The organism is Arthrobacter sp. 9V (genome assembly GCF_902506065.1).
In the GTDB taxonomy this organism is placed as follows: Bacteria; Actinomycetota; Actinomycetes; order Actinomycetales; family Micrococcaceae; genus Arthrobacter.
On record NZ_LR732912.1, the window covers coordinates 2,803,641 to 2,828,502 of the forward strand.

The 24,862-nt window shown below is 62.1% G+C and carries 22 protein-coding genes; 11 read left to right on the forward strand and 11 right to left on the reverse strand.

Translation table 11 applies throughout. The features are described from left to right. The first annotated feature begins 43 nt into the window (after positions 1 to 43). The 9 genes from BACI9J_RS12950 to BACI9J_RS12990 all read left to right on the forward strand — a co-directional run bounded on the left by BACI9J_RS12950 (position 44) and on the right by BACI9J_RS12990 (position 10,236). Entirely contained in the window at positions 44 to 535 is a 492-nt protein-coding gene (locus BACI9J_RS12950) for a hypothetical protein (protein ID WP_159734741.1), read from the forward strand. A 14-nt stretch (positions 536 to 549) separates the two neighbouring features. After that, complete coding sequence (gene msrB, locus BACI9J_RS12955) at positions 550 to 1,008, forward strand: peptide-methionine (R)-S-oxide reductase MsrB (protein WP_159734742.1); 459 nt, start codon at positions 550 to 552, stop codon at positions 1,006 to 1,008. 224 nt (positions 1,009 to 1,232) lie between these two features. Then, positions 1,233 to 2,600 carry a DUF6421 family protein gene (locus BACI9J_RS12960; protein WP_159734743.1) on the forward strand — a complete coding sequence of 456 codons (1,368 nt, stop codon included), beginning with the start codon at positions 1,233 to 1,235 and terminating at the stop codon, positions 2,598 to 2,600. Further along, positions 2,600 to 3,328 (forward strand): SDR family NAD(P)-dependent oxidoreductase, encoded by a 729-nt coding sequence (locus BACI9J_RS12965; protein ID WP_159734744.1) that lies wholly within the window; start codon positions 2,600 to 2,602, stop codon positions 3,326 to 3,328. The genes BACI9J_RS12960 and BACI9J_RS12965 overlap by 1 nt, the downstream gene beginning before the upstream one ends. A 29-nt stretch (positions 3,329 to 3,357) precedes the next feature. Next, positions 3,358 to 4,464 carry a threonine aldolase family protein gene (locus BACI9J_RS12970; RefSeq protein ID WP_236558686.1) on the forward strand — a complete coding sequence of 369 codons (1,107 nt, stop codon included), beginning with the start codon at positions 3,358 to 3,360 and terminating at the stop codon, positions 4,462 to 4,464. Positions 4,465 to 4,531: 67 nt separating this feature from the next. Next, the gene (locus BACI9J_RS12975) at positions 4,532 to 5,191 is read left to right on the forward strand and encodes a DUF3000 domain-containing protein (RefSeq protein WP_159734745.1); all 660 of its coding nucleotides are present in this window, start codon (positions 4,532 to 4,534) and stop codon (positions 5,189 to 5,191) included. An 80-nt stretch (positions 5,192 to 5,271) separates the two neighbouring features. After that, the gene (locus BACI9J_RS12980) at positions 5,272 to 6,630 is read left to right on the forward strand and encodes an HRDC domain-containing protein (protein WP_159734746.1); all 1,359 of its coding nucleotides are present in this window, start codon (positions 5,272 to 5,274) and stop codon (positions 6,628 to 6,630) included. A gap of 193 nt (positions 6,631 to 6,823) precedes the next feature. Continuing rightward, positions 6,824 to 8,095, forward strand: a complete 1,272-nt coding sequence (locus BACI9J_RS12985) for a thiolase family protein (RefSeq protein ID WP_159734747.1) — start codon at positions 6,824 to 6,826, stop codon at positions 8,093 to 8,095. Beyond that, positions 8,092 to 10,236 (forward strand): 3-hydroxyacyl-CoA dehydrogenase NAD-binding domain-containing protein, encoded by a 2,145-nt coding sequence (locus tag BACI9J_RS12990; RefSeq protein ID WP_159734748.1) that lies wholly within the window; start codon positions 8,092 to 8,094, stop codon positions 10,234 to 10,236. Before BACI9J_RS12985 ends, BACI9J_RS12990 begins: the two co-directional genes overlap by 4 nt. A 129-nt stretch (positions 10,237 to 10,365) precedes the next feature. Here BACI9J_RS12990 and BACI9J_RS12995 read toward each other — a convergent pair whose 3' ends face one another. From BACI9J_RS12995 to BACI9J_RS13030, 8 genes are all read right to left on the reverse strand, one after another. Beyond that, positions 10,366 to 11,349: an aldo/keto reductase gene (locus tag BACI9J_RS12995; protein WP_159734749.1), complete on the reverse strand. Its 984-nt coding sequence runs from the start codon at positions 11,347 to 11,349 to the stop codon at positions 10,366 to 10,368. A gap of 67 nt (positions 11,350 to 11,416) precedes the next feature. Continuing rightward, positions 11,417 to 11,635, reverse strand: a complete 219-nt coding sequence (locus BACI9J_RS13000; protein ID WP_062068055.1) for a hypothetical protein — start codon at positions 11,633 to 11,635, stop codon at positions 11,417 to 11,419. 32 nt (positions 11,636 to 11,667) lie between these two features. Further along, the gene (locus BACI9J_RS13005; RefSeq protein WP_159734750.1) at positions 11,668 to 12,228 is read right to left on the reverse strand and encodes a hypothetical protein; all 561 of its coding nucleotides are present in this window, start codon (positions 12,226 to 12,228) and stop codon (positions 11,668 to 11,670) included. After that, complete coding sequence (locus BACI9J_RS13010; RefSeq protein ID WP_159734751.1) at positions 12,225 to 12,794, reverse strand: DUF402 domain-containing protein; 570 nt, start codon at positions 12,792 to 12,794, stop codon at positions 12,225 to 12,227. The genes BACI9J_RS13005 and BACI9J_RS13010 overlap by 4 nt, the downstream gene beginning before the upstream one ends. Further along, positions 12,791 to 14,764 (reverse strand): 1-deoxy-D-xylulose-5-phosphate synthase, encoded by a 1,974-nt coding sequence (gene dxs, locus BACI9J_RS13015; protein WP_159734752.1) that lies wholly within the window; start codon positions 14,762 to 14,764, stop codon positions 12,791 to 12,793. The genes BACI9J_RS13010 and dxs overlap by 4 nt, the downstream gene beginning before the upstream one ends. 198 nt (positions 14,765 to 14,962) lie before the next feature. Next, positions 14,963 to 17,770: an aconitate hydratase AcnA gene (gene acnA / locus BACI9J_RS13020; protein ID WP_159734753.1), complete on the reverse strand. Its 2,808-nt coding sequence runs from the start codon at positions 17,768 to 17,770 to the stop codon at positions 14,963 to 14,965. 243 nt (positions 17,771 to 18,013) lie between these two features. Next, positions 18,014 to 19,405, reverse strand: coding sequence for a class I SAM-dependent RNA methyltransferase (locus tag BACI9J_RS13025; RefSeq protein ID WP_159734754.1), 1,392 nt, complete (start codon positions 19,403 to 19,405; stop codon positions 18,014 to 18,016). Beyond that, positions 19,406 to 21,379 (reverse strand): APC family permease, encoded by a 1,974-nt coding sequence (locus BACI9J_RS13030; protein WP_159734755.1) that lies wholly within the window; start codon positions 21,377 to 21,379, stop codon positions 19,406 to 19,408. A gap of 114 nt (positions 21,380 to 21,493) precedes the next feature. Between BACI9J_RS13030 and BACI9J_RS13035 the strand changes: the two genes are divergently transcribed. Then, complete coding sequence (locus BACI9J_RS13035; protein ID WP_159734756.1) at positions 21,494 to 22,165, forward strand: potassium channel family protein; 672 nt, start codon at positions 21,494 to 21,496, stop codon at positions 22,163 to 22,165. Then, positions 22,165 to 22,902 (forward strand): potassium channel family protein, encoded by a 738-nt coding sequence (locus tag BACI9J_RS13040; RefSeq protein ID WP_159734757.1) that lies wholly within the window; start codon positions 22,165 to 22,167, stop codon positions 22,900 to 22,902. Before BACI9J_RS13035 ends, BACI9J_RS13040 begins: the two co-directional genes overlap by 1 nt. Here the strand turns inward: BACI9J_RS13040 and BACI9J_RS13045 are convergent. Genes BACI9J_RS13045 through BACI9J_RS13055 form a run of 3 tightly spaced genes read right to left on the reverse strand, consistent with a single transcriptional unit; the run spans position 22,869 to position 24,767 of the window. Next, the gene (locus BACI9J_RS13045) at positions 22,869 to 23,651 is read right to left on the reverse strand and encodes a DUF3159 domain-containing protein (protein WP_159734758.1); all 783 of its coding nucleotides are present in this window, start codon (positions 23,649 to 23,651) and stop codon (positions 22,869 to 22,871) included. The genes BACI9J_RS13040 and BACI9J_RS13045 overlap by 34 nt on opposite strands. Next, a complete protein-coding gene (locus tag BACI9J_RS13050; protein WP_159734759.1) occupies positions 23,648 to 23,959 on the reverse strand; it encodes a hypothetical protein in 312 nt (103 codons plus the stop codon). The genes BACI9J_RS13045 and BACI9J_RS13050 overlap by 4 nt, the downstream gene beginning before the upstream one ends. Positions 23,960 to 24,008: 49 nt before the next feature. Then, positions 24,009 to 24,767, reverse strand: coding sequence for a DUF3710 domain-containing protein (locus tag BACI9J_RS13055; protein ID WP_159734760.1), 759 nt, complete (start codon positions 24,765 to 24,767; stop codon positions 24,009 to 24,011). Positions 24,768 to 24,862: the final 95 nt, after the last annotated feature.

Below are 24,862 nucleotides of genomic sequence, written 5' to 3' on the forward strand. Positions count from 1 at the left end.
CAAAAATCTGCGGTCAGCGGTTCGCCGGGACTACGCTGTAGCCATGAGTGATCCCATCGTCATCCTGACTGAAGAGCCCCTCGGCCCCGACGACCGCGTGAACATCGCCAAATTGCTCGACGGCGGTGATGCTCCCCTGTTTGTTCTGGTTCCGTCCAACACTGAACGACACCTCCTGGTGGATTTCCTTGAGAATCTGTCATTGCTTGATATTGCCAAGGCCTTCCGGGAGCTTACTGCGCAACACCCGGATCCTGAGGTTGAGCGGGCTGAGGCCTCCGAGACCTTGGCTGCGTCGCTTGCGGCGTTGGCGGGTTTGGGTGGAGGCGTGACGGGGGAAGTCGTGGACGGCGGTGCCGTGGCCGGTTTGGTCTCGAAGGTCCGGGCGGTGGATGCTGCCCAGGCTGTGGTCATTACGCGGCCCCATGCCATTTCGGACACGTTCCATACTGACTGGGCCAATAAGGCTCAGGATCAGTTGGGTCTTCCGGTGCTGCATCTGTATGCGGGCTCGGGATTTATCGGCGACTCGTAAGCGTTGCAGTAAACATGAACACTCCTGAGAACACCAGCAAGACGACTTCTGCGCCTGAGGGGACGGCCGTTCCCTTGGAAAAGAGCGATTCCCAGTGGCGCGAGGAGTTGACGCCCGAGGAGTACCGGGTGCTTCGGCAGGCGGGGACGGAACGGCCTTACACGGGCGAGTACTGGGATACCCATACCGAAGGTGTCTACCAGTGCAGGGCCTGTGGCAGCCAGTTGTTCACCAGCCGGGAGAAGTTTGATTCCCATTGTGGCTGGCCATCGTTCTGGGCACCGCTGGCTGAGGGCACCGTGAAGTATCTTCATGACCGCACCATGGGAATGGATCGCGTGGAAGTGCGTTGCGCCAACTGCGATTCCCATTTGGGGCACGTTTTTGAGGGCGAGGGCTATGGAACGCCCACGGACCAGCGGTTCTGCATCAACTCCGTTTCGCTGCGTCTGGTGACGCCGGAAGAGAGCTAGGCGCTTCCCGGACGGGCCGGTGCTTTACCGCCCGTCCGGGATCTCCAGCACAGGCCTGGAAACGATGTAGGTGGCGTTCCCTACGCGGAGACTTCACCTCAACCCGGCAACAACCATCAGTTGCCCAAGAGTTTCTTACGCTCAGGTCATTCTTGAATTAGCGATGCTTTTCGCTTGCTACGCTCGGCCCAGAAGCAATCACCACTTCGAAAGGGCCAAGCTCCATGACCACCACCACCACAGAAATCGCCCAGCGCGTCACTGCCGACAACGCTGAGTGGATGTCCTTGAAGGCTGCCGCCACCGCCCTCCAGGCATACCAGGAACAGGACGGTTCCATTGCCGATTCCGCAGTTCACGCCGAGGCGGCAGGCCTTGTAGCCACCGTGACTGACGCCATCAGCGCCCTTGCACCGAATTTCCCTCACGATGCCCTCTACTTGGAACTCCTGGTGGAAGACTTTGGCCGCTGGGTTCAAGGCGGCTTCGGAGTGCCGGACTTCCTGGACTCGCTTCAGGCGTTCCAGCCCCAGGAACAGCGCGTTGACGGCCTGCAGCACTTGGTGGTTTTCCCCATGTACACCCAGAACGGCAGCACCAACAGGCTGGTAGAAGCAGTCCTGATCGAGGTTATCTGGCCCGAGTTCATTGGCGGCCTGGAAGCTGGCGAATATTCCAACAAGCTCTTTGTCCCCATCCGCTTTGTGGACTTCACTCCGGGCTACGACACCAACTCCGCTGTGCTCTTCCCTGAGACTGTGGCAGTCCGCGAGACCCCCACGTTCACCTGGGGTGCCATCTTTGCAGACCGTGAAGCCGCTCGTTTCCGCCGCGTACTCAAGGCCGCCGCTGCAACCACATCCTTGGAACTTCCCGAGGACGCAGCACAGCTGATCGAGGACCAGGACCTGACCCAGCGCACGTTTGTTATGTGGGACCTGATCCACGACCGCACCCACATGCGCGGAGACCTTCCCTTCGATCCGTTCATGATCAAGCAGCGCATGCCGTTCTTCCTCTACTCCCTCGAAGAGCTGCGCTGCGACCTGACTGCCTTCCGCGAATCGGTGCGCATTGAAAAGGACGAAGCAGCAGATCCCGATGCCCGCAAGCACGCAAAGCTGGTTCAGTATGCAGTGATCTTCGACCGAATTTTCCGCTTCGCCATCACCGGCAACCGTGTGCGCAACTACGACGGCCTGGGCGGCCAGCTCCTGTTTGCGTGGATGCACCAGCACCACGTCCTCCACTGGACGGACAGCAAACTCTCCATCGACTGGGACGAAGCTGCCGCAGTCGTAGTGGAACTTGGCGCCAAAATCGAAGAGCTGTACTGGCGCTCCATCGACCGCCCCAAGGCTGCCCACTGGCTGGCAGCATACGAGTTGATTTCAAGCACGGTGACTCCCCACCCGGCATCGGTATGGGCCAAGGGACCCGAAGCGCTACCCTTGGACGGTCCGCCCCGCGGCCTCACGGACCAGGTGCTGGACGACGAATTCCCCCTGTCCATGTTCTACGAAGCACTGGAGAAGAAAATGCGTCCCATCATTGAGTCCACCACCGGCATCACGGGAGCGACTGCGGCCTGATGACCACACTGACTATCCTCGTGACCGGCGGAAGCAGCGCTTCCGGAATCGCCGTGACGCGCGCGTTGGGGGCCGCCGGTCACAGGGTGCTCACCGTGGGCTCGGACGACGTCCGGATCAAGGCCGCCGCCGCCGAAGCCGGCCACGGCGCCACTCCTTTGGTGTGCGATCTCGCCAGCCTTGAGTCCGTACGGGACCTTGCTGCCACCGTCCGCGGACTCGGCATTGAAAACATCGACGGCGTGATCCACTTGGTGGGCGGTTGGCGCGGGGCAAAGGGCATCGAAGACCAAACGGACGAGGATTGGGAGGCGATGGAACGCAGCGCCGTGACCACACTCCGAAACGTCTCCCGGGTCTTCTACAGCCAACTCGAAGCGTCCCCGCATGGCCGTCTTGCCATGGTGTCCTCAACCACCGCAACGGCCCCTACGGCTGCGGCCGCCAGCTATGCTGCAGCAAAAGCAGCCGCGGAAGCCTGGACCCTGGCGGTAGCCGACGGTTTCAGCCGCGCGCAATCGGCCAGCAAAGAGGGTCCCACGGAGCAGCACAGCGCGGCGGTGATTTTCGTGGTGAAAGCCCTCGTCGACGCCGCCATGCGGGAGGCCCATCCCGAACGGCGGTTCCCGGGCTTCACTGATGTTGAAGAACTGGCGACTGCCGCCGTCGGGCTCTTTGAACAAACGGCCGCCACCCTCAATGGCCGGCGCATCCTGCTGTCCACATAGTTTCTGCCGGCCCAAATAGACTTGAAAGCGTGAATGAACAAGTGACGAGCACAACAGAGGCAATCCACAGCGCCACGGAGACACCGGGCGCAGGTCAACTGCATAACCCTGCGGTTCGCGGGTTCGCATCGGACAACTACTCCGGCGTACACCCGGAGATCCTCGCAGCACTGGCAAGCGCCAATGGCGGGCACCAGGTCTCCTACGGAGAGGATGTGTACACAGCACGCCTGCAGGAGGTGCTGGAGCAGCAGTTCGGCCCGGGCATCGAGACGTTCCCGGTCTTCAACGGCACCGGCGCCAACGTCCTTGCCCTGCAGTCCCTCCTTCCCCGCTGGGGAGCGGTAATCTGTGCCTCCACAGCACACATCAACATGGATGAGAACGGTGCGCCGGAGCGGGTGGGCGGGATCAAACTCCTGCAGGTGCCCACCGGGAACGGAAAGCTCACCCCCGAGCTGATCGACCGCGAGGCCTGGGGCTGGGGCGATGAACACCGCGCGCAGCCGCTGGTAGTCTCCATCACCCAAACCACTGAACTCGGCACCTGCTATTCGCCCGAAGAAGTGCGCGCCATTGCCGATCACGCCCACTCCAAGGGCATGAAGCTTCACATGGACGGCGCCCGGTTGGCGAACGCCGCCGCCCACCTGGACGTCCCCCTCCGGGCCTTCACCCGCGACGCCGGTGTGGACATCCTGTCCTTCGGCGGCACCAAGAACGGACTTCTTTTCGGCGAAGTGGTGGTTGCACTTAACCCGGAGGCCGCTGATGGCCTGAAATTCCTGCGCAAAATGAACATGCAGCTCGCCTCAAAGATGCGCTTCATCTCCGCCCAGTTCATAGCCCTGCTGGAGGATGGCTTGTGGTTGCGTTCGGCCGCCCACGCCAACGCCATGGCCGCCCGCCTGCGGACGGCTGTTGAGGGAATCGACGGCGTGGAGCCAACCCAGGCAACGCAGTCAAACGGCGTTTTCGCAATCCTTCCCGAAGGAGTGGCAGAGAAGCTGCGGGAGTCCTTCGCTTTCTACGACTGGGACGCCGCCCGCCGCGAAGTTCGCTGGATGTGTTCCTTTGACACCACGGAGGAAGACATCGATGCTTTCGCAGCGGCCATCAAGCGCGAACTGGCCTAACGCATAACACGTGCAACCCGGGGCGGCGAGCCTGCACAGATTCGCCGTCCCGGACGCATAATCTGCGATGGTGAACGCCCTCGCACAGGTTCCCTCGGAGTTTCTCTTCGCCTTGGGATCACTACGGAAAGCACAATGCCGCAGCGAACTGCGGCTGGACGAGATCCCCGCCCCTGCCCGACTGGCTCCGTACGCAGTTGCCTTGGGAGCCGAAGTATTCAGCCCCACAGCGGCAACCCGTCAGGTTCCCGTCCATGGACCTGCAGCCAAAGCCTTCGCCGCCAGTCAAAGCAGCAATCCTGCCAGCGAAGAGGACGACGAACTCGCCACCGGCCGCTTCATACTCCTCTATGACCCTGACGGCTCGGCCGTGTGGGAAGGGGAGTTCCGAATAGTCACCTACATCAGGGCTCAAATGGATGCAGAGATGGGGAACGACTCCATGCTCGGCTCAGTTGCCTGGACCTGGCTCGTGGATGCCTTGGAGAACCACGCCGCCCCCTATCGCGCCGCCGGTGGCACAGCAACCAGGATCCTTTCCGAAAGCTTCGGGACTTTGGCTGAGCGGCCGGACACCATAGACATCGAACTCCGGGCGTCCTGGACACCGGCCAGCCAGGATGTCCAGGCCCACCTCGAAGCCTGGTCCGATATGGTCTGCACCTTCGCGGGCTTGCCACCGCTGCCACCGGGCGTCACCGGATTGCCCAACAGGAGACTCAATTGACTGTAGAAAACGCGTCAGCGGGTAGTCATGACGGACCGGAAACACCCCGCTCCGGCCGGAATCGGTAAGCTTAAGCCACCATGACCCCTGAATATCCGGAAAATACCACGGCCGGCGACCCGGTTGCTGATCCCACCACCCACATCAAGGTAGACGGCTTCGACAGCCACGTCCCTGAAATCATCGATCTCGATACTCCCCGTGAGGGTGTACCCCTGGTCATCGATACCCCGTCCGGGCTGGAGCGGTGCGCAGCCGCAATCGCCACCGGAACAGGGCCAGCCGGAGTGGACGCGGAACGCGCTTCCGGGTTCCGCTACGGCCAGCGGGCCTTCCTGGTTCAGATCCGCCGCGAAGGTGCAGGAACCTGGCTGATCGACCCCGAGCCGTTCGAGAATCTGGAGATCATCAATGATGCCCTCCGAGGCGTCGAATGGATCCTGCACGCGGCCTCGCAGGACCTCCCTTGCCTCTCGGAGCTGGGCATGTGGCCGGATAAACTCTTTGACACCGAGCTTGCCGCCCGGCTCGCCGGACTGCCCCGGGTGGGCCTTGCAGCCGTCATTGAGCAACTACTCGGCTTTGGCCTGGCAAAAGAGCACTCCGCTGCCGATTGGTCCACGCGCCCCCTGCCGGAACCCTGGCTGCGCTACGCAGCCCTGGACGTCGAAGTCCTCGCAGAGCTCCGCGAAGAACTCATCGAGTTGCTGGAAGCGGACGGAAAACTCGAATACGCCGAACAGGAATTTGCAGGCATCCTCGCCGCAGGGCTCTCGGCGCCCCGCGTGGATCCCTGGCGAAAGACCTCCGGACTTCACCAGATACGCGACCGTCGCCAGCTTGCGGCCGTTCGTGAACTGTGGCTCGAACGGGACCAACTGGCCCGCAAACGCGACGTCGCTCCCGGCCGCCTTATCCCTGACTCGGCACTGGTAGCCGCAGCCAAGGCCATGCCCACCACGGTGCCCCAACTGCTGGCCACCAAAGGATTCCACGGACGCTCCGCGCAGAGGGAAGCCCCGCGCTGGCTGCGCTGCATCACCAATGCCCGGACCCTCACGGATCTGCCTCCCCTGCACTTGCCCACCAACGCACCGCCGCCGCCCAGGGTGTGGGTGGACCGGGACCCCGAGGCCGCTGCGCGCCTTGCCACCGCCAGGCCTGCACTGCAGGCAACAGCAGACGAGTTGAAGCTGCCGGTGGAGAATCTGCTCACGCCGGACTACTTGCGGCGGGTTGCCTGGAGGCCGCCTGCTGATGTTTCCGTGGAGTCCGTCGCTGCGGAACTGCGCTCACTGGGTGCACGCGAGTGGCAAATCTCCTTCGCCGCGCCCATACTCACCGAAGCGTGCTTGAACCCCGCTCCGCTTCCCGGAAAAGATTCCAAATCGAAAGAAGCCAAAGCCTCCCCGGAGGTGCAGTCCGGCAATGCCGGCTAGGCTCCCTCCCCCGCTGAGGCCTGTCCCTGCGAACTGTGGTTCGTGGTGGCGGGCCTTTCGCGTCCCCGGGGACACGGACGCCGGAGACGGAGTGGACCTTGCATGCTAAGTTACCCGCGAGTAACATTGCATCAATGCCAGCCGACCCCCGCGATGCGGGATTCGGCGCCATGTCTCAACGAGGAGTTATTACATGAGTCCATCACGCAGTGCTCAAAGGAACGTCCGCGACGTCGTCTTCGTCGATGGTGTGCGAACACCCTTCGGCAAAGCCGGTGAGAAAGGCATCTATGCCGGCACCCGCGCAGATGACCTGGTGGTCAAGTGCATCCGCGAACTGATGCGGCGGAACCCCTCACTGCCGGCGGACCGGATTGACGAAGTTGCCATCGCTGCCACCACCCAGACCGGAGACCAGGGCCTCACCATCGGCCGCACAGCGGCGCTGTTGGCCGGACTCCCCCGCACCGTACCCGGCTTCGCTATCGACCGCATGTGCGCAGGTGCCATGACGGCAGTAACCACGACGGCGAGCGGAATCGGCTTCGGTGCCTATGACGTGGTCATTGCAGGCGGTGTGGAGCACATGGGCAACCACCCCATGGGTGCCGGCGCCGATCCCAATCCCCGGTTCATGTCCGAGCGCCTTGTGGACCCTGCCGCGTTGAACATGGGCAACACTGCGGAGAACCTGCATGATCGCTTCCCGGCCATTACCAAGGACCGAACGGACGCCTACGCCGCGGCGTCACAGGCAAAGCTCGCCGCTGCGTACACCAAAGAACAAATCCAGCAGGACCTCGTGCCAGTAGCCACCATGAAGCCCGGCCAGGGCTGGGCCCTGCACACCACGGACGAACCGCCACGGCCCGGTACAACTGTTGCTGACCTTGCTGAATTACGGACGCCCTTCCGCGCCCATGGTCGGGTGACCGCGGGCAATGCTGCAGGTTTGAACGACGGCGCCACCGCCGCTGTCCTTGCTTCCGCCGAAGCCGCTGAGGAGCTCGGGCTCCCGGTCAAGATGCGCCTGGTCTCCTACGCCTTCGCCGGCGTGGAACCCGAGGTCATGGGCATCGGTCCGGTACCCGCTACCGAAAAGGCGCTAAAGAACGCAGGGCTCGGCATTGAAGACATTGGCCTCTTCGAAATCAACGAGGCCTTCGCCGTCCAGGTCCTCAGTTTCCTTGACCACTTCGGAATTGTCGATGACGACTCCAGGGTCAACCGCTATGGCGGGGCAATCGCCGTCGGACATCCGCTTGCTTCCTCGGGCGTCCGCTTGATGAACCAGCTCGCACGTCAGTTCGAGGAAGATCACTCGGTTCGCTATGGCATCACCACCATGTGCATCGGCTTGGGCATGGGTGCCACGGTGATCTGGGAAAACCCACACCACGCCGACTACCAATCTTTCACCGCCGACCAGGCCACCACGGCCGCCACCGAAGGAGCCGCCGCATGAGCGCCGCCGAATTCCAGAAGCTCGCCGCCCTTTTCCCCGATGAAGTAGTGACCCACTCCTATGTTCAGGACGTCCAGCTGCCCGGCGGCGCCGGGACCTTCGCATTGATTACCCTGGACAACGGCCTGGACCACTCCAAGCCCACAACGCTTGGCCCCAACACTCTGGTGGAACTCGGCGACGTCCTGGAAAAGCTCAAGGAACGGGCCGCACGCGGAGAAATTGCAGGCGTCGGCGTTACGGGTAAGCCGTACTTCCTGGTGGCCGGCGCCGACCTGTCAGCCGTCAAGACTCTCAAAGAACGCGAGCATGGACTCTGGATGGCGCAGCTCGGCCACGCCGTCTACAGCACTCTTGCAAACCTGGGCGTTCCGAGCTTTGCCTTCATTAACGGCCTTGCCTTGGGTGGAGGGCTGGAGATCGCCCTTCAATCCACGTACCGGACCGTTTCCACGGGCGCCGGCGCCCTGGCGCTTCCTGAGGCGTTCATCGGCCTGGTACCGGGCTGGGGCGGCGTCTACATCCTGCCGCGCCTCATTGGACCCGAGAATGCCGTCAAGGTGATGATCGAGAATCCCCTCAGCAACAACCGGACCCTCACCGGGCCGCAGGCGTTTGAACTCGGAGTGGCCGATGCCATGTTCGAACCCGCCGACTTTGTGGAACAGTCCCTCGCCTGGGCTGCCAGGGTTATCTCCGGTGAAGTAACACCCGAGCGGAATAACTCAGTTGATGCGGCCGATGAAGCTGTAGCCTGCCGTTGGGCAGCCGCTGTATCTGCAGGCAGGGCTTTCGTTGAGTCCAAGACTTCCAATGCCTCCCCCGCACCGGGCAAGGTTCTGGACGTCATGGAAGCAAACCGCACCATGACCCAGGGCGAGTCGGCTGAGCTCGAGTGTGAGACTCTCGCAGGGCTCATGCAGACCGACGAGTTCCGCTCTACCGTGTACGCATTCCTGGACCTCGTCCAGAAGCGTTCCAAGCGTCCAGCCGGCGCACCTGACCGGAAACTTGCCCGGCCGGTCACCAAGATCGGCGTGGTGGGTGCAGGTCTCATGGCCAGCCAACTGGCATTGCTGTTCGCCCGGCAGTTGAAGGTTCCCGTGGTCATGACGGACATCGATCAAGCACGTGTGGACAAGGGCGTTGCTTACGTCCACGCCGAAGTGGACAAGATGCTGGCCAAGAAGCGGATCAAACCCGACGCCGCCAACAGGACCAAAGCACTAGTTACGGGTTCGGTTTCCAAAGAGGCCTTTGCAGACGCCGACTTCGTGATCGAAGCCGTTTTCGAAGAACTGCACATCAAGAAGCAGGTCTTCGCCGAGGTTGAAGCGATCGTTTCTCCCGAGTGCATCCTGGCCACCAACACCTCCTCGCTGTCCGTAACAGCCATGGCGGAAGATTTGGCCCACCCTGAACGGCTGGTGGGATTCCACTTCTTCAACCCAGTGGCTGTCATGCCCCTCCTGGAGATCGTGCGCGCGCCCAGGACGGACGACGCCGTCCTGGCCACCGCGTTCGAACTGGCCAAGGGGCTGAAAAAGACCGCCGTGCTGGTCAAGGATGCTGCGGCCTTCGTGGTCAACCGCATCCTGCTCCGACTCATGGGAGAAGTCATCGCAGCGTTCGACGAAGGAACCCCGGCCGAGGTTGCAGACACCGCCCTGCGTCCCATGGGCCTGCCGATGTCGCCCTTCACGTTGAGTGCCATGGTTGGACTACCGGTGGCCCAGCACGTTCAGGAGTCCCTGCACGCAGCGTTCGGCGAGAGGTTCCCTGTCTCGCAAAACCTGCAGAAACTCATCGACAACGGAGTGAAGAGCCTCTGGGCTCCGGGACCTGAGGGCACTCCGGTCATCCCGGCCGAAACGCTGGCCCTCTTGTCCTTCGGCAATACTCCCTCCACTGGCGAGGAAGTCCTCCGGCGTACGCAGGACGCCCTGGCCGAAGAGATCGGGCTGATGCTCGAAGAAGGCGTCGTAGCAGGACCTGAGGACATTGATCTCTGCGTCATCATGGGCGCAGGGTGGCCCATGTTCTTGGGCGGCATCACGCCGTATCTGGACAGGGTGGGCGCCTCCGAGCGGGTCAACGGCAAGCGGTTCCTCGCCCCGGGCGTCGCATCCGCCCCTGCCTAAACCGGAACGCTCTCGCACATCCCGCGGCCGAAACCTGAACGCTCCTTCACATCCCGCGGCCTAAACCGGAACGCTCTTTCACCTTGGTGGGAGAGCGTTCCGGTTTAAGGGCTGTTATGTGAGAGAGGGTTAGAAGAGGGCAACCTTCGGTGCCCGTGGGAAGATCTCATCAAGTTCCGCGCGGTCCTCCTGCGTTGGGACCCAGCACACAGCCGCGGCATTCTCGCGGATCTGCTCCGGACGGGTGGCACCGGCGATCACGCTGCTGACTCCCGGCTGCGCAGCCAGCCACGAGAAGGCCAGTTGAAGCTCGTTGATGTCCCGTTCCTTGGCAAATTGGCTGAAGCGGCCAAGCTGCTCCCAATCGGCGTCGTGCACCAGGTTGGTGCGGGTATGGCTCAAACGGGAGCCCTGGGGGGCCTTGCCCGCGGAGTACTTTCCGGTGAGCAGCCCGTTGGCCAGGGGGAAGTACGGCAGGACGCCCAAGGAGAAAGCTCCTGCGGCCGGGAGCACTTCAAGTTCAGCGCGGCGGTCCAGGAGGTTGTAATGGTTCTGCGTTGAAATGAATCTGGCTGCCCCTGATGGTGATTGTCGTGCGACATACTCGGCCTGGGCAATCTGCCAGCCGGCAAAGTTCGAATGGCCGATGTACCGCACTTTGCCACTGGACACCAGGTCATCCAACGCCGCCAGCGTCTCTTCGATAGGTGTCAAAGGATCCGGTGTGTGGAACTGGTAAAGGTCAATCCATTCGGTGTCCAAGCGGCGGAGGGAAGCCTCCACGGCTTTGACGATGTATCTGCGCGAGCCCCGGGCGTCGAAGTCGTTTCCGTTGACGCCTCGCATGTCCATGCCGAACTTGGTGCCGATGACAACGTCATCCCGGCGGCCCTTCAGAGCCTTGCCCAACATGACTTCGCTCAGGCCCGGCTCGCGGCCGTAGACGTCCGCGACGTCGAAAAACGTCACCCCGGCATCAAGCGCGGCGTGGACAACAGCGTCCGTGCCTTCCTGGGATTCGGTGGGAGTATTGGCACGGCCCAGATTGTTGCAGCCCAGCCCAACAGCTGAGACGGTCAGTCCGGAGTGGCCAAGGCGTCGGTATTCAGTCATGAATTCAGCCTATACGCGGCCCGGCAATGATTGTCACCCAAGGCAACAATCTCCCTCGCCGATACACCTAACCTGTGCCGTAAGAGATCCCCGACTCCTCCATGGCGTCTTCGAGCTGCGCTACCGCCACCGGACCCATGCCGTGGAGTTTGGAAAGCCCGGCCTCACCGAATTCGGCCAGCTGCTCCAGGGTCTCTATCCCTTCATGCGCCAGAGCCCGTCTTGCTGGAGCGGCGAGACCTTTGGGCAGGGGCGTATGTCCGGGCCAGTTGCTCTTGGACGCCATGGCGAATCCCTCCCGATGCGTTGGGTGCTTACTTAGAGAGTAAAGCCCACACCCTGCTTGGGCGAGTGCTTCACGCGGAATGCCGTGGGGTCGCTGTGGGGAGCGGCTGCAACGGTGAGCTTGGTGAAGTCCAGATCCTCACCACGGACACAGATCTTGATGGCGTTCACGGCCTTATTAACATCCGGGCAGAGGCAGAAGATGTTCAAATGGCCGTTGCCGATCTCCGAACGGTCCACAACTCCCAGCCCACGCCATGCCAACTCGCCGGTAAGGGCCGCTTTGGCCTTCCGCTCAAGATGCCGGTCACGTTCGGTGCCGTCCTTGGATTTCAAGGCAATCTGGGCGACCACCCAAAACTGTTCGGACTCCGGAATCTCTGCATAACCGTCTTCTTCGCACTGCGAAGCAAAAGCCGCCATGAGGCCATCCACGGAAGATTCGTCCTCAACGCCTGCTTCGTCGGTCTTGCTTTGGTGGCCCACAACCCCGTGGTTGACCACGAACTGCTGGTCTTCGTCGTCGTACCAGGCCTCCCGGAAGTGAAGTACTCCGTCGTCATCGCGCTTGTACGCGCGGATAATGCCGCTCATGCTCGTCCTTTCCTGAACCACTCGGCGCTGGTGCTGGTGGCTCCATTGACGTCGAAAGGCGCTTTCATGGTGTTCACTGCCTCAAAAAGGATTGCGCATTCTGTGCGCATGGCGTCCACCGTTTGTTGCGGATAGCCCATGGCCACCCGGTGATGCTCAAATTCGTCCTCATCGTCCACGAAAACCCCATGCTTGGTGGAACGGATAACATCCAGATCCATATCAATCATGTGGAATTCAGTGACGCCTGGCTTGATGGGATTCCAATCATGGCCGGTAGCCAAGTCGACGTAGATCCTGAAGTCGCCCGGATAGCTGTCGTCGTAGAAGGTGGCTACAAACTCACCTGTCCGCGGAACCAGCAACAGCGCATCCGACGCCGTGTAGAAAGCTGCGCCCGGGCGGGCGCAGAACTCCCCTGCTCCCTGAAATATCCACCAGCCGTGAATGTCTTCACCAAGATAGCGGCCGGGAACCACCCAGTGGGCCTTGCCGTCCCATTTCCTGTTCCTCGACACCACGAGGTCACCGGGCTGCAATGAGCCCGGCGCGCGCTCTTCCGTCACAGCGTTGGGAGGCTGCCGGTGGTCGGGTGTTCCTGGCCCGGGAGGGGCCTGGCAAACGGAACCTTTGTCCCCAAAACCTGGGCTACGACGTCGTGGGTTATCTTCTGGGCCGTAAGGCCGACCCGCTCCAGGACCTGGCTGCGGGAGCCGTGCACCAGGAACTCCACCGGCAGGCCTACTTCATTGAGCGCCGTGTCAACACCGGCTGCCCGCATTTCCTGCCGGATACGGGAACCAACGCCACCTGCCCGGACTCCGTCTTCTATGCAGATCACCAGGCGGTGACGGGCAGCAAGGGCAATGATGGACTTACGGACGGGCAGAACCCACCGGGGGTCCACAACTGTGGAACTGATGCCTTGCGAGCCGAGTCGGGCAGCGACGTCGAGGGCGAGTTCGGACATGGCCCCGACGCTGACAATCAGGACATCGTTTTCAGTGGAGCCCTCAGGCCTGCGCGCGAGGATGTCCACGCCGTCGTGGAGCCGCTCAATTGCTTCAATTTCCGAACCTACGCTGCCCTTGGAGAATCGCACCACCGTGGGGGCATCATCAACCGCTACGGCCTCGCGCAGTTCTTCGCGGAGTCTGGTGGCGTCCCGGGGAGCGGCCAAATGAAGACCCGGCACGATCTGAACCATCGCCATGTCCCACATACCGTGGTGGCTGGGTCCATCCGGGCCTGTCACGCCTGCGCGGTCCAGGACGATGGTGACGCCGGCTTTGTGCAGCGCAACGTCCATCAACAGCTGGTCGAAAGCACGGTTCAGGAAGGTGGCGTAAACCGCCACCACAGGGTGAAGGCCACCGAAGGCCATTCCAGCCGCGGACGTCAGGGCATGCTGCTCCGCGATGCCGACGTCGATCACCCTTTCAGGGTGACGCTCAGCGAACTTATGCAGTCCGACGGGGATGAGCATGGCACCGGTGATACCTACAATGTCCGGACGTTCATCGGCAATGTCAGCAATTTCTTCAGCGAACACCGAGGTCCATGACCTGGCACCGGGCATTTCAGTGGGCTCGCCTGTTTCGGGGTCAATGATTCCAACTGCATGGAACTGGTCCGCTTCATTGGCCAGAGCCGGTGCGTAACCGTGGCCCTTCTCCGTCATGGCATGGACAATCACCGGACCGCCGTAGGCCTTGGCGGTATTGAGTGCATGCTCCATGGCCTGGAGGTTGTGTCCGTCCACCGGGCCGATGTACTTCATGCCAAGGTCCTCGAACATACCCTGGGGAGCCCACCAGTCCTTGATGCCCTTCTTCATGGCATGCAGGCTCTTGTAGGTGAACTGACCGGCCGGACCGCCGTCCTGAAGTTTTTTCTTCCACCAGTCCAACATGCGCTCATAAGCCGGGGTGGTGCGCAGGGAATCAATAGTGGGACGCAAAGAGGCCAGGTAGTCGGCAAATCCGCCAACAGTCGGGGCATAGGAACGCCCGTTGTCATTGACAACGATCACCACTCGACGCCGTTTGTCGGCGGCGATGTTGTTGATCGCCTCCCACGCCATGCCGCCGGTCAACGCGCCATCGCCCACAACCGCGACGACGAAACGGTCGCCTTCACCGGTCAGCTGCCGTGCACGCGAGATGCCATCAGCCCAGGACAGCGATGAGGAGGCATGGGAACTCTCCACGATGTCGTGCTCAGACTCCGCCCGGTCCGGATAGCCGGAGAGACCGCCCTGCTGGCGGAGCGTAGTGAAGTCCTGGCGTCCGGTCAGGAGCTTATGTACATAAGACTGATGACCGGTATCGAAAATGACGCTGTCGCGCGGAGACTCAAAGTTCCGGTGGACAGCGAGAGTGAGTTCCACGACGCCCAGATTAGGGCCCAGGTGTCCACCCGTTGCAGCTACGTTGGTGATCAGGAATGCCCTGATTTCGGCGGCCAGTTGTTCCAGCTCGGTGCCGGACAATGTGGCCAGGTCCCGTGGATCCTTGACGGTTTCCAAAAGTCCCAACGGCCCTCCTTAGGGTGAATGACGTGCTTGTTAACTCTAGCGCGTGCCCGGGCCGGCGCGTTGCGCCCGTGGGCCCGAGCCCCGGATTGTTCTTCAGGCCCATTGCCTGGCTGGCCCCGGGACGCCAACAGCCCCGGCTGGTCAGGCGACCAATCGGGGCTGTCCGGCTACTGATTCAGCTGGGAACCAGCCGTTTCGTTATGCCGAGATCTGGCGCAGAACGTACTGCAGGATGCCGCCGTTGCGGTAGTAGTCAGCTTCACCCGGGGTATCGATGCGCAGAACGGCATCGAAGGACTTGGCGGTACCGTCTTCAGCCGTGGCCGTCACCTTGAGCGTCTTCGGCGTGGTGCCGTTGTTGAGCTCGGTGACGCCTTCTACGGCAAACGTTTCCGTACCGGTCAGGCCAAGGGTTGCTGCGGACTCCCCAGCGGGGTACTGCAGCGGAAGGACGCCCATGCCGATGAGGTTGGAGCGGTGGATCCGCTCGTAGCTTTCGGCGATGACTGCCTTGACGCCCAGGAGCGCAGTGCCCTTGGCTGCCCAGTCACGTGAGGAACCGGAGCCGTATTCCTTACCCGCCAGGACAACCAGGGGCGTTCCTGCCGCCTGGTAGTTCTGGGCTGCGTCGTAGACATATGCCTGGGGCGCACCTTCCTGGCTGAAGTCGCGGGTGAAGCCACCCTCAACGTTGTCCAGGAGCTGGTTCTTGATACGGATGTTGGCAAACGTACCGCGGATCATGACTTCGTGGTTGCCACGGCGTGAACCGTAGGAGTTGAAGTCCTTGCGCTCCACACCGTTGGCCAGGAGGTACTGGCCCGCGGGGGTGTCCGACTTGAAGGAACCGGCCGGGGAGATGTGGTCCGTGGTGACGGAATCGCCAAGCTTCAAGAGCACACGTGCGCCCGAGATGTCCTTGACGGGATCCGGCTGGGCCTTCATGCCCTCGAAGTATGGGGGCTTCCGCACGTAGGTGGAGTCCTCGGCCCAGGCGAACGTGTCGCCTGCCGGGGTGTCCAGGGCCTTCCAACGGTCGTCGCCGTCGAAGACGCCCTCGTAGCCCTTGGCGAACATTGCCTCATCAATGGAGGAGTCAATGACTTCCTGCACCTCAGTGGGGTTCGGCCAGATGTCCTTGAGGAAGACCTCGTTGCCCTCGGAATCCGTGCCCAGGGCATCGGTGTCGAAGTCGAAGTCCATGGAGCCTGCCAGGGCGTAGGCGATGACCAGCGGCGGGGACGCCAGGTAGTTCATCTTCACGTCCGGGTTGATGCGGCCTTCGAAGTTGCGGTTACCGGAGAGAACTGCGGTAACGGAGAGGTCGTTGGCCTGGATGGCCTCGGAGATTTCCGGCTCGAGCGGGCCGGAGTTACCAATGCAGGTGGCGCAACCGTAACCCACAATGTAGAAGCCAAGCTTCTCCAGGTAGGGGGTCAGGCCGGACTTCTCGTAGTAGTCAGTAACCACCTTTGAACCCGGAGCCACGGAGGTTTTGACCCACGGCTTTGACGTCAGGCCCTTGTCCACGGCGTTGCGTGCAAGGAGCGCCGCAGCCAACATCACGGACGGGTTGGACGTGTTGGTGCAGGACGTGATCGAAGCGATCGACACTGCGCCGTGGTCCAGCTCGAACTCGCGGCCATCAGCCGTGGTGACCTTGACCGGCGAAGACGGACGGCCATTCGCACCATTGGCGGCCGAGTAAACGCGGTCCGTCTCTGTAGTGTGCGAGTCAGCGTGGGTGAAGGACGGGGCATCTGAAGCCGGGAAGGATTCATCCAGGGACTCATCCACACTGCCGTCTTCGATAGCAACGTAGTTGTGGATGTCCTTGCGGAACTGTTCCTTGGCATCGGTGAGCTCAATGCGGTCCTGAGGACGCTTGGGGCCGGAGATGGAGGGAACAACCGTGGAAAGGTCCAGCTCGAGGAACTCGGAGAAACGCAGTTCACGGGAGGGATCGTGCCAGAGGCCCTGTTCCTTGCTGTAGGCCTCCACGAGAGCCACATTTGCTTCGGAGCGGCCGGTCAGGCGGAGGTAGTCCAGCGTGACGTCATCAATGGGGAACATGGCGGCCGTGGAACCGAATTCCGGGCTCATGTTGCCGATGGTGGCGCGGTTGGCCAGCGGCACAGCGGCAACGCCTTCGCCGTAGAACTCAACGAACTTGCCAACAACACCGTGCTTGCGCAGCATTTCAGTTATGGTCAACACCACGTCAGTAGCGGTGGCACCGGCGGGGATGCTGCCCTTGAGCTTGAAGCCAACAACGCGGGGAATCAGCATGGAGACCGGCTGGCCCAGCATTGCAGCCTCGGCTTCGATGCCGCCGACGCCCCAACCCAGGATGCCCAGGCCGTTGACCATGGTGGTGTGCGAGTCAGTGCCAACACAGGTGTCCGGGTAGGCGCGGAGAACGCCGTCCACCTCGCGGGTCATGACCGTGCGGGCCAGGTATTCGATGTTGACCTGGTGGACGATGCCCGTTCCCGGGGGAACAACCTTGAAGTCATCGAACGCGGTCTGGCCCCAGCGAAGGAACTGGTAACGCTCACCGTTGCGCTGGTATTCGATCTCCATGTTGCGCTCCAGTGCGCCGGAGTTTCCGAAGGCGTCGATCTGGACGGAGTGGTCGATCACCATTTCGGCAGGCGCCAACGGGTTGACCCGCTTGGGGTCACCGCCAAGCTCCTTCACGGCTTCACGCATGGTAGCCAGGTCCACGACGCAGGGAACGCCGGTGAAGTCCTGCATGATCACACGGGCCGGGGTGAACTGGATTTCCGTGTCGGGCTCCGCGTTGGGATCCCAACCGGCCAGGGCGCGGACATGGTCAGCCGTAATATTGGCGCCATCCTCAGTCCGCAGGAGGTTTTCAAGCAATACCTTAAGGCTGAACGGAAGGCTGTCTGCGCCCTCTACGGAGTTCAACCGGAAAATTTCATACTCGGTGCCGGCTACATTCAGTACGCCTTTGGAACCGAAGCTGTCCACAGTGCTCATGGCAGGACTCCTCTCGCAACAGTTTCATCTTTGTCGCGTGGTTGGCCGCTAGCCAGTTAGGCGCACCTTACTTAGCCGGGCGGCATCTCTCTTGGTCACCCCGGTCCGTGGCTTTGATTTCCGCGGGCCGGGGCTACTACTGCCATCGTAGTGGCATACTCCGTTGTTGCGTCACTGATCACGCGTCGCTGTGGAAACACGCAGTTCTGCCTTTAGCGCCGTGGAGGGCGGACTGCGCCGTGGCTATGCTGCGGGGACTATCAGTCCTACCGTTTCCAGGTGATGGGTGTGCGGGTAAAGATCAAAGGCCCGCAGCGACTCCAACCGCCAACCACCTTGATGGAAGTAACCCAGATCACGTGCAAAGGATGCCGGATCACATGACACATAGGCGATTGCGCGCGGTCCGGTGGCCATCAATTGCTTGACCACAGCCTTGCCGGCACCGGCGCGCGGTGGATCCAGGACCAGCGAGTCAAAGCTGCGGGCCCGCTGGTGCAGGACCCGCTCAACGCGCCCCTGCACAATTTCCACCTGGGATTGTCCGTGCAGGTTCTTGCGGGCGTCGCGACTGGCGCCCGGGGCGCCCTCTACGGAAAGAACCGAACCAGTGACTCCGACGGCGTCCGCGAGAGGTGCCGTAAACAGCCCGGCACCGGCGTAGAGATCGGCAACTGCAGCGCCGGGCTGTAAGTACCCGCCCTGCGAAAGATACCCCGTCACGGCACCCACCAGCGTCTCCGGGGCATCCTTGTGGATTTGCCAGAACCCCTCACCGGTCACGCGGTAGTCATGGCCCGCCGCAGTTTCCTGCACCCAGGTCCTTCCCCGCAGTTGCAGCACTTCTCCATTGCCGGGATCGTAGCTGGCCACCGAGACGTTATGGGGCAATTGAGACACAATGCTGTGCAACCGCTTGGGACTGGTCGATTCCTCGGGAGCCAGCAGGATCAAGGGCCGTGAACCGTTGGCGGGGACGGCCACTTCCACCCGTGAGATGCCCGTGAGGTCAAGATCCCACAGCTTCAGCTCGTTGACGCCCGCGAGTGCCAGCGGCATCTCCTTGATGGGAAGCACCATGTCTGATCGGTGCGCGTGCATGCCTAACCGGCCTTTGGGAGTTACGGCGAAGCTGGCGCGCGTACGCCAGCCGAGTCCGCCGTCGTCGTTCTGCCCCACAGCTTCCACCTCGGTGGCGAGGTCAAGGCCGGCAAGCCGCTTGAGCTGTTCAGCCAGCACCTCGGCCTTCAGTGCGCGCTGGCGCGGCAAGGAAATGTGGCCAAGCTCCGCGCCTCCAACGGGCGCCGTTCCGCGGCTCCAGGAGCCGAGTGAATCCGCCGGTTTCCAGAAATGGGGAACCCGGTCCGGCGAACTTTCAAGGACCTCGACGACGTCGGCACGCCAGAAGCGCGACGCGTCACCGGAGTCGGTCAGACGGACGCGGACTCTCTCCCCCGGGATGGCGTGCCGGACGAAGATGACGCGCCCTTCATGCCGGGCGACGAAGTGCCCTCCGTGGGCGATCGGGCCGACGTCCACCACCAGTTCGGTACCGGGTGTGCCCTGATCTTTGATGGTGTGGTCTCGGCTGTGCTTGTCTCGGGCGTGGTGAAGGGAATTGCTGTGGGAGGTCATTTAGGTATCCTGCAGTGCCTTTGCTTCTTCGGACGACTTCAGCTGCCACGGAACGCTGGCAACCATGACCCCAGGTTCAAAGTGGAGCCGCGTCTTGATTCGGAGTGCTGTCTGGTTGTGGACCAGTTGTTCCCACCATTTGCCCACCACATATTCGGGGATGTAGACCACAATGAGGTCCCGTGGTGAGTCACGGCGCATGTTTTTGATGTAGTCCATGATGGGGGTTACGGTCTCACGGTAAGGGCTGGCCAGGACGGTCAGGGGAACAGGAATTTCCAGCTTCTCCCAGTCCCGGACGGTGTGCTCCGTCTCCTCGGTATTGATGTCCACTGTTATCGCGTCAAGGCGCGAGGGCCGTGAAGCCCTCGCATAAGCCAGTGCTCTGAGGACCGGCTTGCGGACGTGTGAAACGAGCAGGACCGCATGGACACGCGTGGGCAGCGCGCGCGGCGACGAGTCCTCGTCAACCGCCAGTTCCCTGGCCACGTTGTCATAATGGGCCCGGATGCTCCACATGATGAGGAACAGCACAAACATGGCGAGCAAAGCGATCCAGGCGCCCTGCTCGAATTTGGTGATCAGGACGATCACCAGGACCAGTGCGGTCATGCCGAAGCCCACCATATTGATGGTGCGCGACTTGAAAATCCTCCGCCGGACAGCCTTGTCCCTGGCAAGTTTCAGTTCGCGGCCCCAGTGCCGGATCATCCCTAGCTGGCTGGCAGTGAAGGAGATGAATACGCCCACAATGTAGAGCTGGATCAGCTTGGTGACATCGGCGTTGAAGGCGAGGATCAGGACGAGTGCGCCTGCGGCCAGGGCAAGGACGCCGTTGCTGAACGCGAGCCTGTCGCCGCGGGTTCGGAGTTGACGCGGGAGGTAGCCGTCCTGCGCAAGTATGGAGCCGAGTACAGGGAACCCGTTGAAGGCCGTATTGGAGGCGAACACCAGGATCACGCCCGTTGCTGCCACCACGATGTAGAACGGAATGGACCCCGCCCCGAAAATGGTGTCGGCAATCTGGCTGATGGCGGGATTCTGGATGTAGCCCTCCGGCAGAGGTTTGCCGTCCATCAGGAACTCGGTGGCGGGATCCAGGACGATGTGCACTTTGGTGGCATTTGCCAGGAACAGGATGCCCGCCAACATTGCCGCCGCGATCGCCCCGAGCAGCAGCAAAGTTGTGGCCGCGTTCTTGCTCTTGGGCTTCTGGAAGTTTGGAACACCATTGCTGATGGCTTCGACGCCTGTGAGGGCGGCAGCGCCCGAGGAGAACGCCCGAAGCAGGAGGAAGGCGCCGGCCAGTCCAACAAGGCCCTCATCAAAGCCGGACTGCGGGACGATGGTGAAGTTTGCCGATTGTGCCTCCCCCAGTTGACCGGTGGCAAACTGGAAAATTCCCACGGCGGTCATGCCGAGGATCGAAGCCATGAAAATGTAGGTGGGCACAGCAAAAACCGAGCCCGCTTCCTTGATTCCCCGAAGATTCACCAACGCCAGGATGACGACGCCGACAGTGGCAATGAGCGCCTGTTGACCGTGCAGCGAAGGAATGGCCGTGGTGACGTAGGCTGCCGCGGAGGACATGGACACTGCAACAGTCAGAACGTAGTCCACCAGCAAGGCGGAGGCGACGGTCAGCCCTGCGTATTTGCCGAGGTTGACGTTGGCAATTTCGTAGTCGCCGCCTCCGGACGGGTAGGCGTGGACGTTCTGGCGATAAGAGGCCACCACTGTGAGCAAGACCACCATGACTGCGAGGCCCACCAACGGAGAGAACGCCACGGCGCTGACGCCGGCAAGGGCAAGCGTCAGCAGGATTTCGTCCGGGGCATAAGCCACCGAGGACAGGGCGTCCGAGGCGAAGATCGGCAAAGCAATGCGTTTGGGCAACAAGGTGTGGGACAGGCGGTCATTCCTGACCGGCCGGCCCACCAACACCCGCTTTGCGGCATTCAGAATTGTCAGCACTCCGCAAAGCTACTCTGAATCCCCAGGGATGTCATGACGGTTGACGTCGGCATACCTCCGCTGCACCGGTAAAGTCATACCGAGCGGGACGGACTACACATCTAAGGAGACACGGTGGCTCACTTCGTGATCATGGGTTGCGGCCGTGTTGGCGCAACCCTGGCACACACTTTGGAGGATGCCGGCCACTCCGTGGCCATCATCGACCAGGACGAGCGGGCCTTCCGCCGATTGCGCAACACTTTCGCCGGACGAAAGGTCACAGGTGTCGGCTTTGACCGTGACACCCTCAAGCAGGCCGGAGTGGAAGAGGCGTACGCCTTTGCCGCCGTATCCAGTGGCGACAATTCAAACATCCTGGCCACCCGGGTGGCCCGTGAGACGTTCCATGTGGCCCATGTGGTGGCCCGGATCTACGATCCCGGCCGTGCCGAAATCTATCAGCGGCTCGGTATCCCCACAGTGGCAGCAGTGCGCTGGAGCGCCGACCAGGTTCTCCGGCGGATTCTGCCCGAGCAGCATCTGGCCGGTGACTACCGCGAGCCTTCAGGCCGGCTGGTGCTGGCCGAGGTGGATCTGCACGAGGCGTGGATAGGACACAGCCTGGACTCCATCGAGTCCGCTGCCGGAATCCGCATCGCTTTCCTCACCAGGTTCGGTGAGGGCCTGTTACCCCAAGCCGGCACCGCATACCAGGAGGGTGATACCGTCCACGCGATGGTGAGCCTGGACAGAACATCCGAGATCAGCCGGATCCTCGCCAAAGCACCCGCCAAGGAGTCTTAGTGAAAGTTGTCATTGTTGGCGCGGGCAGCGTCGGCTCGTCCATTGCGCGTGAGTTGCTGGCCCACAAACATGAGATTCTCCTCATTGATTTGAAGCCCGAAGTGATTGGACGCAGCGGGCTCCGGGGTGCCCGCTGGCTGGTGGGCGATGCCTGCGAACTCAGCACCCTGCAGGACGCGAAACTGGAGGATGCCGACGTCGTGGTTTCAGCCACCGGCGACGACAAAGTGAATCTGGTGGTGTCCTTGCTGGCCAAGACGGAATTCGGGGTTGGCCGCACCGTGGGGCGCGTCAACAATCCCAAGAACGATTGGATGTTCAATGACTCATGGGGTGTGGACGTGGCGGTAAACACTCCTCAGCTCATGACGGCATTGGTCGAAGAAGCAGTGGAGATCGGCGACATCGTGCGCCTGTTGACCCTTCAGACGGGTGTGGCCTCGATCGTGGAATTCACGGTTCCGCATGACTCCCACGTCATCGGCAGCACAGTGGGCGGAATTGAGTGGCCCGAAGATGCCACACTGGTGGCCATCCTGCGTGATCAGGCACCCATTACGCCCACGCGGGATGATGTTCTGGACGGCGGTGACGAGCTCTTCTTCGTCACCACGATCGCTGCCGAGGACGGCTTGCGTGCCCTGTTATCACCGGGATACGACGACGGGCAGGAACCTCGTGAGGGAGCGTCGGAGTCAGTAGATCAGTCAGCTGAGGACGACGGCTTCGACGGCTGAGGTGCCGGCTTGGTGACCAGCCAAGCCACCCAGAGGCCCAGGATATACAGCGGGGCTCCCATCAGAAGCCTGGTGGTAGCCAACGCTGTGAGGCCCGGCTCGCCCATGAAGTACAAGGGAACCTGCACCACAAGACGCAGGGCCAGCACGGCCACCACTATCCACGTGCCCAGGGAGTAGGCCCGGAGCCGTTCCGGATTCTTGCGCCACTCCAGCCCTTCGTTGCGTACAAAACCGAAGAGAAGCCCGGCCACCGGCCATTTAAGCGCGATGGAGAGCACCATGGCCAGGATGTAAGCGATGTTGGTAAAGAAGCCAAGGACGTAAAAGTCCTCGGCCTTGCCCGTGGTGTTTGCCAACCAGGCAGAAATGCCGACCCCCACCACGCCAGCCAACGCTTGCGTCAGGGGACGCCGCTGGATCAAGCGAACCACCGTGAAAACGGCGGCCGCCGCCAGAGCTGCAACAAGGGCAGATGTTAGTTCGCGGGTGATCGTGAAAACCACCAGAAACACCAATCCCGGAAGGATGCTCTCGGCAATTCCTTGGACGCCGCCTGCAGACTTCAGCATGTCCACGTGGCCGGCGCTGTTCCGGTGGAGTCCGGCTTTTTCGGCGTAACCGGCCGCGAGATCGGACACTGTGGGCCCTTCCGCGCCGGATTTTGGAGAATCCGCCAGGGGTTCCTGGTTCTCGTCGGGCGAAACGCGCCCTGTGTCCTTCGGTTCTGAACCGTTGGCCACGGTCATAGGTGCTCCTGACGGGAAAGTATTTCGTAGCGGGGATTAAACATGGCCGGAAGGCCATCAACCTGTGTCACCATGCCGTCCAAGCGCAGTTCCACGCCGGCTTCAATGCCCGGAACGCGGGTCCTGCCCAGCCAAATCACGCGGAGCCTGTCGTAGGGCTTCCTGACTCCTCCGGCTGAAGCAGCTCCGGGTCGCACGGAATCGACCACAACTGCGGAGAAAAATGGCTGCTCACTGGGCGGCTGGTGCGTGACCGACTCAATGAAGCCGCTGCATACCGCCCTGCCCCTGGCAGGGAGATCACGCACTCCCTGCGTTGTGGGGCCTTGGCCGGGCACCGCGGTACTGCCCGCTGAGTCAGCCAATCTGGGTGATCTCCGGCCCTCGCTCCGGTTGCTGCATGGCGGGATCTGCCGGCGGAACATCACCTTGGGGGGCACCGGCTTGGCCCGGAACCGCAGCATCCTTGGGCAGCCGTAACTGCAGGAGCTCACGCGGCGGCATTGGACTGTCCCCACGAACCACTACTACCTTGCGGAAGAGATCTTCCAGTCCCGCTGCAGCATCACGCTCCAGGGCAGCCTGTCCGCCCAGAACACCGCGCAGGAACCACCGCGGCCCATCCACTCCCATGAAACGGGCCGCACGGAACCCCCGGCTGCCGTCAGCCGCTTCAGCAGGCAGTTTAGCTACCAGTTCCGTGCCGAAAGTTCCGGAAACTTCTTCCGTTTCCCCGCCTTGGCTCGACACGGATTGGGTGATCTGCTCGCGGATCTCATCCCACAGTCCCTCCGACCGCGGCGCCGCAAAAGCCTGGAGCTGAAGGCTCGAACCGTTGAGGTCCATGGTCACGGCAACTACGCGTTGGGTGGCTTCTTCCACCTCAAGCCGCAACTGGAGGCCCTCGGCCGGTGCGATCAGGAGTGCGCCGAGGTCCACGTAGCCCTCGCGGCTCTCGATCTCGTCGATGTCCAAGGGGCCCTTGCCCAACCGGAAGTCACCGGGCACGCCGGACCCGCCTGGTTCAGCTGTAGCTGCTTCGGTGCCTGATTCCTCGACATTGCGGCCGGTTTCCGGCTGCTCGTCCTTGGACTTTTTGCCGCGCCCAAAAAGCATTGGGTTTTCTCCTTAGTAGTGGTCTATCCCCAAGTAAACCGCAACCACCTTAAACCTCGCTAAACCGCTCCCATGCGTCAAGCGTCGGGCGTGCG